General features: G+C 40.5%; 12 protein-coding genes. All 12 read right to left on the bottom strand.

Features of this window, described 5'->3' with window-relative positions; all coding sequences use genetic code 11:
* Positions 1-202: 202 nt before the first annotated feature.
* The 12 genes from spoVE to MLE14_RS09670 all read right to left on the bottom strand — a co-directional run bounded on the left by spoVE (position 203) and on the right by MLE14_RS09670 (position 15064).
* Entirely contained in the window at positions 203-1306 is a 1104-nt protein-coding gene (spoVE, locus tag MLE14_RS09725; protein WP_243298176.1) for a stage V sporulation protein E, read from the bottom strand.
* Positions 1307-1355: 49 nt separating this feature from the next.
* Complete coding sequence (murD, locus tag MLE14_RS09720; protein WP_243298175.1) at positions 1356-2708, bottom strand: UDP-N-acetylmuramoyl-L-alanine--D-glutamate ligase; 1353 nt, start codon at positions 2706-2708, stop codon at positions 1356-1358.
* The gene (gene mraY / locus MLE14_RS09715) at positions 2705-3682 is read right to left on the bottom strand and encodes a phospho-N-acetylmuramoyl-pentapeptide-transferase (protein ID WP_243298174.1); all 978 of its coding nucleotides are present in this window, start codon (positions 3680-3682) and stop codon (positions 2705-2707) included. Before mraY ends, murD begins: the two co-directional genes overlap by 4 nt.
* A 124-nt stretch (positions 3683-3806) precedes the next feature.
* On the bottom strand, positions 3807-5270 hold the full coding sequence (locus MLE14_RS09710) for a UDP-N-acetylmuramoyl-L-alanyl-D-glutamate--2,6-diaminopimelate ligase (RefSeq protein WP_243298173.1): 1464 nt from the start codon (positions 5268-5270) through the stop codon (positions 3807-3809).
* 233 nt (positions 5271-5503) lie between these two features.
* Complete coding sequence (locus MLE14_RS09705) at positions 5504-7426, bottom strand: stage V sporulation protein D (RefSeq protein ID WP_243298172.1); 1923 nt, start codon at positions 7424-7426, stop codon at positions 5504-5506.
* A gap of 297 nt (positions 7427-7723) precedes the next feature.
* On the bottom strand, positions 7724-10000 hold the full coding sequence (locus tag MLE14_RS09700; protein ID WP_243298171.1) for a penicillin-binding protein: 2277 nt from the start codon (positions 9998-10000) through the stop codon (positions 7724-7726).
* A gap of 2 nt (positions 10001-10002) precedes the next feature.
* The gene (gene ftsL / locus MLE14_RS09695) at positions 10003-10368 is read right to left on the bottom strand and encodes a cell division protein FtsL (protein ID WP_243298170.1); all 366 of its coding nucleotides are present in this window, start codon (positions 10366-10368) and stop codon (positions 10003-10005) included.
* A 19-nt stretch (positions 10369-10387) separates the two neighbouring features.
* Entirely contained in the window at positions 10388-11323 is a 936-nt protein-coding gene (gene rsmH / locus MLE14_RS09690) for a 16S rRNA (cytosine(1402)-N(4))-methyltransferase RsmH (RefSeq protein WP_243298169.1), read from the bottom strand.
* 46 nt (positions 11324-11369) lie between these two features.
* Positions 11370-11801 (bottom strand): division/cell wall cluster transcriptional repressor MraZ, encoded by a 432-nt coding sequence (gene mraZ / locus MLE14_RS09685; protein ID WP_243298168.1) that lies wholly within the window; start codon positions 11799-11801, stop codon positions 11370-11372.
* A gap of 255 nt (positions 11802-12056) precedes the next feature.
* A complete protein-coding gene (gene bshC / locus MLE14_RS09680; RefSeq protein WP_243298167.1) occupies positions 12057-13685 on the bottom strand; it encodes a bacillithiol biosynthesis cysteine-adding enzyme BshC in 1629 nt (542 codons plus the stop codon).
* A gap of 111 nt (positions 13686-13796) precedes the next feature.
* Positions 13797-14186, bottom strand: a complete 390-nt coding sequence (locus MLE14_RS09675; protein ID WP_243298166.1) for a DUF3397 domain-containing protein — start codon at positions 14184-14186, stop codon at positions 13797-13799.
* Entirely contained in the window at positions 14183-15064 is an 882-nt protein-coding gene (locus tag MLE14_RS09670; RefSeq protein WP_243298165.1) for a 2-dehydropantoate 2-reductase, read from the bottom strand. The genes MLE14_RS09675 and MLE14_RS09670 overlap by 4 nt, the downstream gene beginning before the upstream one ends.
* Positions 15065-15077 lie beyond the last annotated feature (13 nt).

The raw sequence follows: 15077 nt of genomic DNA, 5'->3' as shown, positions 1-15077 counted from the left end.
TCAACAAATCTTAGAATAACGGAAAAGACATTTTTGCACTACAATTTTACTGCAAATTATGTACAAAATAAAAAGCGAGAAATAAGGAATTTCGATTTACCCCTTCTCGCTTTTTCTATTTTACTATATTTTTTAGTTTCGAGTAGTCTTTGTACCCTGATTGTCATTAAAATGTAAAGTAACCTATATCTAATTAGCCAGTTTAATATCTCGAGTATCTGCTCACATTTAATAATACGCCAACTGCCATTAACATAAGGGTTAGAGATGAACCGCCATAGCTTAAAAATGGAAGTGTAATGCCTGTAACAGGCATCAGCCCCGTAACGACTCCGATATTGATCATCACTTGAATCGCAATCATCGCAATAATTCCGACAGCCAAAAAGCTGCCATACAAGTCCGGAGCACCTAAAGCAATTCGCATGCCTCTCCATAGCAACAAGGCAAATAATAGGATGACGAACGAGCCGCCGATAAAACCAAGCTCCTCAGAAATAATGGCAAATATAAAATCAGTTTGAGGTTCAGGCAAATAGAAGAATTTCTGCCTGCTTTGCCCTAAGCCTAATCCAAATAATCCCCCAGGACCGATGGCATATAAAGATTGGATAATTTGAAATCCGCTGTTTTGCGGGTCTGACCAAGGATCTAAGAAGCTTGTAATTCTTTGAATCCTATAAGGAGCAGAGGCTATCAGTGCAACAAATCCAGCTAGTCCCATTAACCCTAAAAAGATAAAATGACGGATTCTTGCCCCTGCAATAAAAATCATCACGACACAAGTTCCAACCATAACTGTCCCCGTACCGAGGTCTGGCTGAAGCATGATTAACGCAAATGCCAGGAAAACTAACCCCAAGGACGGAACTAGTCCCTGTTTTACGGTTGTAATATAGCGCTGGCGATCCGTTAGAAATTTGGCTAAAAAAACAATCATGGCAAATTTCATAAATTCCGATGGCTGAATCGAAAAAGCACCCACGCCTATCCAGCTTCTGGAACCATTCCTTTCCATACCTACGCCAGGAATTAATACCGCAATCAGCAGCACAAAACAAACAATTACCAAGATTTTAGCCCAAGATCTCCAATTCCAGTAATCTATATTCATAATGAAGAACATAGCGACTACCCCAACCCCAGCAAAAAGCAGCTGTCTTTTGGCAAAAAAGAAAGAGTCGTTAAATTTATACTCTGCCCAGACAGCACTCGCACTATAAACCATGATTAAACCAACTGCGAGTAAAGATAAAGTAACAAGTATTAATAAAAAATCTGGTGTGGATTTTTTCAACGTTGGCAATGCGAACACCTCAACAGACGCTTATTAGGGCGTCGAAAAGGACAAGCCCTTACTTAAGCTTATGCACAGCGTCTATAAAAATGTCTCCGCGTACCTCAAAAGTTTTATATTGATCCCAACTGGCACAGGCTGGAGACAGGAGAATAACGTCTCCTTCGGACGAAATCTCAAACGCTGCCGGAACTGCTTTTTCCACATTATCGACACGTTGAATACATTCTATTCCTGCCTCTTTTGCGATTCTTTCAATTTTGGGGGCGGTCTGCCCAAAGGTTATAATCGCTTTAACATGTTTCAAGCTTGGAATCAACTCATCAAATTCATTGCCACGGTCTAACCCGCCAGCAAGCAAGATCGTCGGTTGCCTAAAAGCTTCTAGCGCCTTTTGAGTCGCTAAAATATTTGTAGCCTTTGAATCATTGTAAAACTTCCTGCCAGCAATCGTATCAATGTATTGAAGGCGATGTTTCACCCCATAGAAGGTTGTCAGTACTTTGTGAATGGCTTCTTTACTTACTCCATGCAATCTTGCAGCACTCACACTGGCTAATATATTTTCAAGATTATGACTCCCAGGTAAGACAACATCTCCATACTTCATAATTGCTTCGCCGCGAAAATATATCCATCCATTTTCTACATATGCTCCATCCTCAACCTTGTATTTAGTTGAAAATGGAATAGGTTTCGCCTTGCTGTTTTGAGCAATAGCCAGGCATTCGTCCTGATCCGAATTAAAAATAAACCAATCATTTTCGGTTTGGTTTTTTGTAATATTAGCTTTTGCTTCCCAATAAGCTTTTAATGAATGATGGTAGTCCAAATGGGCCTGATAAAGGTTTGTCAGCACTGCTATTTTAGGCTGAAATTGTTGAATTCCCATCAGCTGAAAAGAAGATAACTCGATTACAATAGTATTATCACTAGTCGCCGCTTGCGCCACATCTGACGCGACGGTACCGATATTCCCTGCTATTAGAGGCTGCTTTTGATCAGCCTTTAACATTTCATAAATTAAAGTAGTCGTGGTGGTTTTACCGTTTGTACCTGTAATGGCAATAAACGGCGCCTCTGACACGAGGTAAGCCAATTCTACTTCAGTAATAACGGGAATGCCCCTCTTTATTGCTCCTTCAATCAGCGGATTCTCATATGGAATCCCTGGATTTTTAACGATGTATTCAAATCCCTCATCCAATAATTCAATCGGATGACTGCCGCAGATCACTTTAATCCCCTCCTGCAAGAGGCCTTGTGCTTCCGGGTTTTCTGATAATGGTTTAAAGTCATTAACTGTTACGAAGGCACCTAGTTTATGTAAAAGAGATGCAGCACTGACTCCGCTTTTTGCTAACCCTAGTACAAGAATCTTTTTATGAAAAAACGTATTTACTTTTCTCAACTCATCCACACCTCAATATAGACGCCAAGGGCTGCACATAGCAGACCTACGCTCCAAAATGTAACAACGATTCTCCATTCCGACCACCCGACTAATTCGAAATGATGATGAAGGGGGCTCATTTTGAATATTCGTTTGCCTGTTGTTTTAAAGGAAGCTACCTGCAGAATAACGGATAATGTAACAATAACGAAGACACCGCCAATTAAAACAAGCAATAATTCCAGTTTCGTAATAATCGAAATCATCGCAATCGCCCCGCCAAGTGCCAATGAACCTGTATCCCCCATAAACACCTTTGCAGGGTGGGCATTAAATACGAGGAACCCTAATACCGCTCCAACTACGGCTACAGAAAAAATAGCGACCTCCATTTGCGATTGATTCCACGCCAGAACTGCAAAGGCACCAAATGCAATGGCAGTTGTACCAGATACTAAACCATCCAGCCCATCCGTTAAATTCACCGCATTCGAGAATCCAACGAGCCAAAAGATAATAAATAATGCATACAACCAGCCTAGCTCAAACTCAATATTTGTAAATGGGATTTCAATCTCCGTAGAAATACCATTATCTTTCATAATCCAAAAAACAATAATGGAAATAATAATTTGTCCCAATAATTTTTGTTTGGATGTTAAGCCAAGATTTCGTTTTAAAGCAACCTTAATATAATCATCTAAAAATCCAAGTAAACCAAAGCCTATTGTAACCAACAATAATAATAAAGTGATAAAGGAAATCTCGCTAAATTTCGCTGTCATAACCATAGTCGATATCACAATCGAAAGCAAAATTATGATTCCGCCCATCGTCGGTGTGCCCGATTTTTTCTGATGAGATTTAGGACCTTCATCACGGATACTTTGACCAAATTTTAGTCTTCTTAAAAATGGTATGAATAAAGGGGACAATAATACTGTAATTGTAAATGCCATAATAATCGTAAAAATAATCACTTTCTCTAGCATGACAGTCCCCCTCCTTTTTTATAAGACTCATACAAATACTCAGAATATTGATATGCCTGTTTACAAGTAATCAGACGATTTTCATAATAAAATAGGTCTTTAAACATAGTAATCACTCTTCTTTTTAGATTGTTTCTACCGCTTTTCTTGCTACTTCCCGATCATCAAAATCATTGACGGCATCACCGATAATCTGATAGGTTTCATGTCCCTTGCCAGCGATTAGAATGACATCATCTTTTTTAGCATGGCGGACAGCATAGTTAATGGCTTCTTCTCTGTCAATAATGACCTGGTAGTTTGTATAATCTTTGACACCTTCAACCATATCATCAATTATCGCTGCAGGATCTTCACTTCGCGGATTATCAGAAGTAAAAATTGCATGCTCGCTTAACTCACACGCAATCTTTGCCATAATTGGCCGTTTTGTCCTGTCACGGTCTCCGCCACATCCAACGACAACCCAAACCTCCCTCTGTTTAAATTGCTGTATCGTCTCAAGCACATTTTCCAGACTGTCTGGGGTATGGGCGTAGTCAACAATGATTGTGAAGTCCTGAGGACCGCTCACCAGCTCAAACCGGCCTGGAACGCCTTCGAGTTTTTCAATCGCTTCACAAACCTTTGCAAATGGTGCACCCGCAAGCAGGCAGCTTGAGGCAGCAGCCAAAACATTATAAACAGAAAATAATCCTACCAAAGGAATTTGCACCTGTTTTTCTCCATAAGGAGATGCAAACAGAAATTGCGTTCCATTATGATTAGTCGTTATATCTTTGGCCATAAAGTCAGCTTCATGTTCAATGCCATATGTATAAATAAAGGCAGGTGTAACAGTCTTATAATACTCCGTTGCCGCTTCGTCACTATTTAATAAGGCATACTTTGGCCGTTTTACATCATATTTGTTTCCAAGCTGGGCAAATAGCAGCCCTTTTGTAAAACGGTATTCTTCCATAGTACCGTGGTAGTCGAGATGATCTTGCGTCAAATTCGTAAACACAGCAATATCAAAGTCAACCCCGTATACTCTTCCTTCTTTTAAGGCATGTGAAGAAACTTCCATGGCGCAAACTTCAACTTCCTCATTTTTCATCGTATAAAAGGTTTGCTGAAGTGATAAGCTATCTGGTGTCGTATTTTGGGTAGGAAGAATGGTTTCTCCTACCTTGCGATACATCGTACCGATTAAACCTGTCTTTTTTCCGCAATACTTCATAATTGATTCAACATAATGGCTAGTCGAGGTTTTCCCGTTAGTTCCAGTGATCCCGATCAGCTGAAGCTCAGATGATGGATGCTGATAAAATGCATCTGCAATGACAGCCATTGCTCTTTTTGTATCTTTTACTACGATAACAGGAACCTTGACATCAAGCGGGCGTTCAGCCAGTATCGCTTTTGCTCCGTTTTCAACGACCTGATTTGCAAAATCATGTCCATCGAACCTTAATCCTTTAATACAAATAAATAAACTGCCTTCCTGAACCAATTGGTGATTTTGTTCGATTGATTTTATTTCTATATTCGGAAGTTCCTGCAGATTTGGAATATGTAAATGTTCTATTAATTGCTGTAGCTTCATTGAAAATACCTCTCTTTACTTGAATCTTAGATGCAGAGCACTTCGCTGTCCCGTCTGGAAAGTGTCAAAAGTCATATCCATTTTACATGAAACATTCCCTTTTCGCTATTTGTTTCATAAAAATCGCTTCATTTCAGGATGGGAAAATATTCTTCAAGTGTGAGAAATAACCCATGCTGGACTAGCCTTCAAAAAAAGGGCGGTTATGCCAAAAGCAATCCGCCCTTTTGTTATTAAGGATTTGAGAAGTATATTCTGATTGTAGATCCCTCTTTTACTTTAACTCCTGCTCTTGGTGCTTGCTCCACAACTACATTTCCTTCTCCGCTTGACTCTAGATTAAGTGTATAAGGGGCCTGAATGATTTCACTTTTAGTCATCCCCACTAGATCTGGCACTTCAACTAAAGGAGTGTCGAGCCAGGTTCTTTCTTTTTCAATTTGATTCTTTCTAGGCTCGACTCCTAATAACGGAAGTGCATCTCTCATAATATTTCCTACAATCGGTGCAGCAACGGTTCCCCCAAATTGAACGGTTCCTTTTGGATTATCTACAGCCACATATACAACGATTTGCGGGTCATCAGCAGGAGCGAAGCCCATAAACGATACAATATAATTATTCTCTAAGTAGCGGCCATTTTGTGCTTTTTGGGCGGTACCTGTTTTTCCTCCGACACGGTAGCCATCTACAAAGGCATTTTTCCCTGTGCCTTGGGCAACTACACTTTCTAACGCGTATCTAATCTTTTCTGACGTTTCTTCAGAAATAACCCTTCGTTTGGCTTGAGGGGTATTACGGCTGACGACTTCTCCCGTTTCAGGGTCAATGAATTCCTTTGCAACGTATGGAGTATAAAGGACTCCTCCATTAATAGCGGCGGAAACAGCTGCTACCTGCTGGATCGGGGTCACAGCAACCCCTTGTCCAAACGCTGTTGTGGCTAGCTCAACAGGGCCGATTTGGTCTTCCCTGAAGAGAATTCCTGTCCCTTCTCCATGAAGGTCAATCCCGGTTTTCGATCCAAATCCAAAATCCCGAATGTATTCAAATAGAGTATCTTCCCCTAGCCTCATACCTAATTCAACAAACCCTGGGTTACACGAATTTTGCACGACCTCTAAGAAGGATTGGCTTCCGTGGCCTCCACCCTTCCAGCAATGCAAGTGAGCACCGGAAACTTCTACCTCGCCACTGTCATAAAAGTGATCATTTTCCAAATCAACCTTACCTTCCTCCAGTGCAGCAGCTAATGTGATAATCTTAAAGGTTGAACCTGGTTCATACGTACTCCAGATCGGGAGGTTTCGGTTGTAGATCTCTTGAGGAACTGCTTGGAAATCAGCCGGGTCGAACGTTGGACGAGAGGACATTGCTAAAATCTCACCATTATTCGGGTCCATCGCAATGGCAATAATCCCGTCTGGATTATATTTAGCCTCGGCAATATCCAATTCTCGTTCGACAATGGTTTGGACAGTGGAATCAATTGTTAATTTCAGGTCAAGCCCGTCAACAGGAGGTTCAAATTCATCCGCCAGGCCTTGCATTTTTTTTCCTTTGGCAGAAAGATATAATTCAACTGCCCCCTTCTCACCGCTTAATTGTTCATCATAATATAGCTCAAGGCCCATTAGACCTTGATTGTCAATACCAGCAAACCCTAATACATGGGACAAATAGCTGCCCTCAGGGTAATGTCTAATGGAATCATTTCCAATATAGACTCCTTCGAGATTAAGCTTTTTAATTTCATTTGCCTTTTCATTTGATATTTTTTTGCCTTCAGGTGTAATCGTTTCAATACTTGTCTGCGCTGTAACATGCTTATAGGCTTTTTCAACCGACATATCCAGAACCGAAGCTAGTTTTTCAGCAGTTTCAGCGGGATTTTCAATCTGTCTTGGTATGACAAAAACAGTTGGTGCACTCTTATTGGTAGCGAGAACAACCCCATTTCGGTCGAGAATTTCTCCCCGTTCAGCCTGAAATGGGACATTGCGGCTCCACGAATCTTGTGCCCGAGTGGTCAGCATATCTCCCAGAACAAACTGGACATAGCCTAACCTGAGATCAATAATAAAGAAGATAAAAATTCCCGCAAATAGTGCAATCGTTAATCGTTTTCGAACTGTTACTTGGGATACGCGCTTCAACTTAGGAACCTCCTCAAATTTAGGCTCGTTCCAATATATGCTTGTACACTAGTCAGATAGAACCTAAAATTCCCTCGTGTGACGATAGTGAAATTGTCTAAAAAAATTTCCTGAAACGCCCGGTTGGCCGCAAGTAAAGGTGCGGATATCCTATAATTTTTAAAAACGGCTGTTTTTCCAAACATAACGGAACTGATGTCTGCAAACCCATGAAACCCGCGGGAAACAATTACTTGAGGACATACGATCCACGAAAAATTCCCCTCAAGAATAATCCTGAGAGGAATCTATACGATACTATGTTCCTTCTACTTCTTCTAATTCTTCCGTTTCATCTTGTTCTTCGGTAGTACCTTGTTCTTCAGCTTCTCCATCTTCTTCTGCAACTTCTTCTTCGGTCTCTTTATACGCTTTGGAAGGAGGTTCCAGCTCTACCACTAGAATATCTGAATCTGTTAATTCAGAACCGGCAGGGAGACTTTGACGGATTACATAGCCGCTTCCGGAATTATTTAATTCGATGTTTGTAATTTTCACGAATTTCATTACATCCTGAAGAGACCATCCTGTCATGTCTGGAACTGTTTTTGTCCCATTTGTAAGCAGCAGAACCCTTTCCCCCGGCAAAAGCATCGTACCTGCTAATGGCACCTGATCGATAATGTTGGTACCTTCCCCGATGACTACAGGGGTGAGCCCCATTTCTTCAAGCTTAGTAATAGAAGTTTGGCTATTTTCTCCAACAAAGTCAGGAACCGCAGTAGGCTCAGGCTTTGGTAGATTATTAGGCTCTATCTTCAAATATTGTAAGCTGCTTTTCATAACTGGGTTAAAAATCATGGAAACAGGAACAGATCCGCTCTCGTATTTCTCTTCATCTAATTCAGGCTGCTGAATGGCGACATACATAATTAATTCCGGATCGTCCTTAGGGGCCATACCTAAAAACGAGTATACAAAGTCATCGTACCCATCTAAATATCCGCCATTTTCCGGATCTGGAATCTGTGCAGTTCCAGTTTTCCCTGCCACACTGTAGCCCTCAATTTGATAACGGTTACCCGTTCCCTCTTCAGCCGTAATAACTGTTTCCAATATATCTAGTACTTTTCTGGCCGTTTCCTTTGAAATCGGCTGTCCAACTACTTCTGGTTCGGTCTTTTCAATGACTTGCCTTGTATTGCCGTCTTCAATCTTCTGTACTACATACGGCTTCATCATTTTTCCTTCATTGGCAATAGCGGTAGCTGCCTGAATTTGCTGAATCGGAGTTAAGGTGGTCCCTTGTCCGAAAGCAGTTGTGATTTTTTCAATTTCATAGTCATATAGAATTTTGCCTGCAGCTTCCCCAGGCAGTCCAATACCGGTTGGCTTGCCAAATCCAAATTTATTTAAATACTCTAACAGCTTGTCATATCCTAAATAGTCTCTGGCCAATATTCCAAATCCCACGTTGGATGATCGCTGAACCCCTTCTAAAAAGGTGATTTCTCCCCAGCCTTGACCCCAGTTGTGGTCATTGACTGTATTTGGACCGATTTTTAACCGGCCGGATTGAAATTTAGCATTTGGATTGAATGCGTTCTCCTCCACCGCAGCTGCTAAGCTAAAGATTTTCATGGTCGACCCCGGCTCAAAAGCCGATTCAATTGCTAGATTATGCCAGGTTTCGTCGAGGCCCTCCCTTGTTTGCGGATGGAAAGTTGGCCGCTGCGACATTGCTAAGATTGCACCTGTATCCGGGTCGGCTACAATCGCAATCATCTGTTTGGGATTGTATTGTTCCTGCACCGTAGTCATTGCATCTTCCAGAAAGGTCTGGATTTTTGTATCTAAAGTTAAATAAATGGTATCCCCATTTTGCGGCGGAATGACCTGTTCTTTACCATCGGGCAAAAGAATGCCCCATGCGTCACTTTGATATTGAATTTTCCCATCTTTTTCTTGCAAGTACTTCTGATAGCTCTGCTCAATCCCGAGCTGACCCATCATTGTTTCCGTTCCGTCTTCTTGTTTTTCAACCTGCGTAAAACCTACTAAATGCGAAGCAAATATTCCGTTCGGGTAAAATCGTTGCTGTTCCCGATACAATTCAATTCCCGGCAATTCCAAAGCCTCAATCTGCTCTTTAACACTGTAAGAAATCGATGAACCGGCTGCCCCAAATTCTACTTGCCAGAGGTCTGGATTGTCCTGATTTAATCTATTATAGATTTCTTCTTCAGACATAGGTATAAATTCAGACAGTTTTTCAGCCGTCATTTGCTTATCTACAACGTGTCGGGGATGATCTTTATCCTCTGTGGCTTTTTCCGAAATGACCGCTACCAGTTTAAAGGTCGTTGTATCCTCTGCAATAACCTGACCATTTCGATCCAGGATATCTCCCCTTGAAGCTTCGACTGAATTTTGTTTAGTATATAATCTTATTGCCTCTTCAGATAGCGATTTCCCTTGAACCTCACCGACAGATTGCAAATATACAAACCGGCTGAGTAAAAGCAAAAAGAGCAGTCCAAATCCAAAAAAGAGAAGAACCGCTCCTTTCGTCATGGTGGGCTGCTTTTTGATCATGTCTAGTGCCCCTCCACAAGCTTTACATTGTTCTCGTCAAGCTTTAATCCAAGCTCCTTCGCTTTTTCCATAATCCTTTCGTATCGGCTTAGCTCACTAACTTGATTCTCTAAATCCTGATTCTTTCTTTCCTGCTGGATAATTTCCGATTCCAATTGTCCGATATCTTTATTGATTTGATATAATCCCGCGGAACTGGCAATCAACTGAGCACTTAGGACAGTCAAAAATAAGGCAAAAACTAAACCAAGAATTTTTTCAACAGGCGTAAGTTTGCCAGGACGAATTTTTTTGGATGGCTGATGCTTAGGCTGTGGCTGAACGTGGATTTGTTGCTGCTGTTGTAATTTGCGTGCTAAGTTACTCAAAATGTCTCCTCCTAGTCGTTCAAGATTTCTTTTCCGCAATCCGAAGCTTTGCAGATCTTGCACGGTTATTTTCTTCTAATTCCTCCTCTGAAGGAAGGATTGGTTTACGAGTGACCAGTTTTAATATACTTGGTTCATCTTCAGGTAACAGAGGAACACCTTTAGGAATGGGTGGTCCCTCACTGTACTCCTTGAAGATTCTTTTACAAATCCGGTCTTCTAACGAGTGGAACGTGATAACACTTATACGCCCACCCGGTTTTAATAGTTCAATGGCAGCTTCTAATGATTCCTCAAATGCATCTAATTCCTCATTCACTGCAATTCGAATGGCCTGAAATACTCTTTTTGCAGGATGTCCGCCTTTTCTTCTTGCCGGGGCTGGAATCCCTGCTTTAATAATGTCCACCAGTTGCTCTGTCGTCTCAATTGGTCCTTTTTCCCTTGCTTCGATAATTTTTCGCGCAATCGATTTAGAAAACTTCTCCTCGCCATAGCGAAAAAAGATTCGTATTAAATCCTCAATCGGCCAATCATTCACAACTGTTTTCGCTGTAAGAGCTTGTCGCTGGTCCATCCGCATATCTAATGGTGCATCATGCTGATAGCTAAATCCTCTTTCAGGGGTATCAAGCTGGGGGGATGAAACTCCCAAATCGTAAAGGATTCCGTCTACCTGGTTTATTCCAAGTGCAATCAATTCTGGTTTTATGTAGCGGAAATTACTCTGAACAAAAATAACTCGGTCACTGTATGGGGATAGTTTCTCTCTTGCATGCTGCAATGCTGTCTCATCTTGATCAAAGGCAACTAACCTGCCTTGAGCTGATAATCTCTTTACAATTTCTTCCGAATGTCCTGCTCCGCCTAATGTGCAATCTACGTATGTCCCATTTTCCTTAATATTTAATCCGTCTACCGCTTCATGCAGAAGCACTGTTTTATGAGAAAACACTATATTTCACCTTCTTATTCAAGATGTCTTCAGGTCTAGTTTGAGTTTATATGTCAAAATCAATCATATTCTCTGCAATTTCAGAGAAAGATTCTTCAGAAGCAGCGAAATATTCTTCCCAAACAGGCTTGCTCCAGATTTCGATTCGGCTTGAGACACCTACCACTACACATTCTTTTTCAAGCTTGGCGTATTGCAGCAATGTTTGTGGAATATTGATTCGTCCTTGCTTATCAATTTCACATTCGGAAGCGCCAGAGAAAAAGAAACGAGTAAACGCACGGGCATCTTTTTTCGTTAATGGGAGACCTTTCATTTTTTCCTCCATCGCTTTCCATTCTTGCTGAGGATAACCAAACAAACACTGATCGAGACCGCGAGTCAATACGAATGCTTCCCCGAGATCCTCACGGAAACGAGCTGGAATGATAATTCTTCCCTTTTGATCAATGTTATGATGATATTCCCCCATGAACATACCCGCTACCCCCACTTTCTACCCTTAATGTACCACAATCCCCCACTTTCCACCACCCGTTTTTTTATATTTTCTCTTTTTGTTAAAAATCCCCTTTAAAAACCGTTCTATTTATTTCTGCCTGATTCGTTAATTTTCATCACCTTGGCCATATATTCTTGTCGCCATAAACAGAAAAATGAAAAAGCCCGCCAAAAGGCGAGCTTTTTATTCTTTATTTTATGAACGATGTAAAAAAAACGAAGTGTTTTTAACTTAAAAGGAAATCACGTAATGGTTGGCTCCTGATTCAAGCTCCAGCGCCATTACTTGTTTAAGCCAGTCAAAACCATATTGATTTATAAAATAACAAACGTTCCAAATCCGCTCCTGCAAACCGCCAAACGGATGCAGAAACGCATCCAGTTCATCGAAATCCGACAGCACTTTTTGATTTCTTTTTTCAAGCTGTTTCCATATAAATTCTTCAAGGAAATGAAGCTGATCAATCACAAATTTTTCATTCTTGTGGAGAATAGGCAGCAGACCTTTATCAAATTCCTTTACTTTTCTGACAAGTTCTTCATATTTACTACGAATCTGATTTGATGTTTCTTCAACTGATTCGAATAAATGAATAGGGGATCTTTCCTTTAAATATTCAGCTTTTATTTCTTTCATACCTGTACGAATGACTTCTTCATAACTAATGCCATATTGATGCAACTTTTTCACAACGGAACTTTCCATATAAGTAATCTGCATTCTTGGAATGACAGGTGCCATGTCCATCTCAAATCGTTTAAAGACACTTCTTAATTCGCACCAATACGCAATTTCACCTGGTCCGCCAATAAAACCTAGCGTTGGAAATAATAGCTCCTGCGATAGTGGCCGCGTTGCTACATTATTGCTAAAATGCTGGGGATATTGCTCAACATGCGCTAAAAGCTCCTCCTTATTCCATTTGACTGAACCGCTTTTGGTAAAATAAAGCTTTTGTTCCTGGTCATAGAATAAAAGCTCCCGTTCTCCATGAAGCGTAATAAATAAATGGATTGTTTGGGGATCCAGTTCCAATGAGGGTTTATAACCCATATTCACTATTTCCGCCTGGTCTTTGGCAATATCAAGGGCAATTTGAGGACCTTCTTCTACAATTTTTACAAACAACGGCTGTTCGAGCTTTCGTAGAGTCGGATGACATGCATCAATTAACAGTAACCCATAATCTTTAAATAGGGAATGAATAAATGCCGTAAAAAATTCTGTAAATGTTTTCGCCTGCTGAATGCAGTAATTTAGGGTGGCTTGCAATTCAGAAGTATAAGGGGTTTCACCTAATTGTCTCAAAACCTCTTTTACCCACGCTGCGCTAACCGGTTGATTTAATGGTATGTCACTAACCATTGTTTTCTTTAGCAATTTTTCCGGATAGACTGATTTGTTCCATTGATGCTGATTTCGGATGAACACATGGTTGACCTCTTCATAATCATGGTCTTCTCCGGCAATCCAGAAAACGGGCACGACAGGTTTTCCCAATTCTTTTTCAGCCATTTGAGCATGCTTGATTAAAGCAACAATCTTATGTATGGTGTACAATGGACCGCCTAATAAACCGGCCTGTTGCCCCCCTATTATAACGGTTGCATCTATGTTTTCAAGTTTATGTAAAGACTGTTCGATTTCTGGAGTTAATCCGAATGGCTCCATATAGTCTTGGATTGCTAATTTAATATCATCTCTGGGATAGGAACGTCCTTTTAACGATTCCCATCGCTTCAGTAACACATCATTTTTACAAAAATGATAAGGAAATAGGGAAAGGACAGACTCTTTTTGGTTCATATAATCTTGAGCCAATTGATTTCCGGCAATCCCCCTGTGTAGGATGTACTGCATAAATAACTGCTCCTTTTGCGGATAATCTAACTGTAATGAGTATAGCACTGAAAAGTAGGAAAACAAAAAATATTGCCTCACAGGATTTAGAGGCAAAATTGCTGCAAATAATTAGGTTACTGTATGTAAAACACTTGTGGTTAACCCATATAACAAGAAGAAAAAATACATAACGAAAAAAACAATAAACTGAATTCTCCAAAGCCCTTTCAGAAGCTTGCGATACTGAATCTCCACATTCCCCTTCCAATGAAAAAATGAAAAAATAATGGCTAACACTAAAATTCCGATATAGAAAAACCAAATATATCCGGCACCCCAAATTTCTGCAATCATAAATTGAATACATATAAATAAGAAGAATGTAGTAATATCAATGGAACTGCGAACAGCTCGTTTATGATCTCTGGTAATCGATTTAACGATCACAAAAACCAGTATATAAGAAAAGAACGGTATCATGATAAATATAGCGAGAAGACTTGAAAAAAAGGATATCATCTATGAGGGGCCTCCTTCCCTTTAATAGACCTATATAAAAACTCAAGAATGGGGACCTCTACATGATGTAAGGAAGCTTGCTTGAGGGCTGGACCCACAATCGCATCAATTTCTGTTTTTCTTCCTAACTGTATATCTTTATACATGGACGAATGGTTTTTTTCGGTTTTTCTGCAAATTTCTTTAACCTTTGTTAATAAATCTTCATGATTGGAAAGCCGAAGAGCATGAACCGTTTCATTAAATGTTTGCAAAAACAATTCATAATAAAAAGGATTATCCAATAGCTCTCCATTAGGAACAGCCAGTAAAGCGGTAAGCGGATTAATGATACAGTTGGCCAGAAGCTTTTCCTTTAACATTTGGATGGGATCCTCAGAAAATACAAAAGGAAAAAAAGGAGTCGCCAGGCTCTCAAGCTTGTGCATCGGCGTTCCTTTCCAAACTCCGTAACGGGTTTGGCCAATTCCTGTGTGGTGAACGGTTTGCTCATCTAGCCGTACCGCACCGTGCTCTACAACTCCTACAAGAATCGTTTTGGCTTCGAGGTTTTCTAGAAGGGAGAGGTGACCCATTCCATTTTGCAAGAAGAGGAATGCAGAATGATGGAAGCTTTTAAAAGACGGCATAAGTTCATGTAAATGGTATGATTTAACCGCTATAATAACAAGTTCTTCTTCCCCTTTTACTTGAGTAAAAGGGTAGGCGTGAATTGGTAATGTTTCCGATTTATTATTTTGGATTAGGACTACACCTTTTTTGCGGATACACTCAGCTTGCCTTTCTGTTCTTGTATAAAGTGTTACTTCATGCTTCTTGGCAAGGTGTGCCGCATACAATAGGCCGATAGCCCCACCTCCCATAATTGCAACCTTCATAGAATCCCCTCTA

Origin of the sequence: Bacillus litorisediminis (assembly GCF_022808645.1) — a bacterium.
In the GTDB taxonomy this organism is placed as follows: Bacteria; Bacillota; Bacilli; order Bacillales; family JC228; genus Bacillus_BF; species Bacillus_BF litorisediminis.
The sequence above is the reverse complement of the archived record's forward strand: the minus strand, read 5'-3'. Positions and strand labels throughout refer to the sequence as shown.

What these genes read in the sequence shown, in the direction of transcription:
- MLE14_RS09675 (WP_243298166.1), bottom strand. Translation starts at nt 14,186, where the DNA reads ATGATATCCTTTTTTTCAAGTCTTCTCGCTATATTTATCATGATACCG.
- MLE14_RS09670 (WP_243298165.1), bottom strand. Translation starts at nt 15,064, where the DNA reads ATGAAGGTTGCAATTATGGGAGGTGGGGCTATCGGCCTATTGTATGCG.
- mraY (WP_243298174.1), bottom strand. Translation starts at nt 3,682, where the DNA reads ATGCTAGAGAAAGTGATTATTTTTACGATTATTATGGCATTTACAATT.
- MLE14_RS09710 (WP_243298173.1), bottom strand. Translation starts at nt 5,270, where the DNA reads ATGAAGCTACAGCAATTAATAGAACATTTACATATTCCAAATCTGCAG.
- MLE14_RS09700 (WP_243298171.1), bottom strand. Translation starts at nt 10,000, where the DNA reads ATGATCAAAAAGCAGCCCACCATGACGAAAGGAGCGGTTCTTCTCTTT.
- bshC (WP_243298167.1), bottom strand. Translation starts at nt 13,685, where the DNA reads ATGCAGTACATCCTACACAGGGGGATTGCCGGAAATCAATTGGCTCAA.
- mraZ (WP_243298168.1), bottom strand. Translation starts at nt 11,801, where the DNA reads ATGTTCATGGGGGAATATCATCATAACATTGATCAAAAGGGAAGAATT.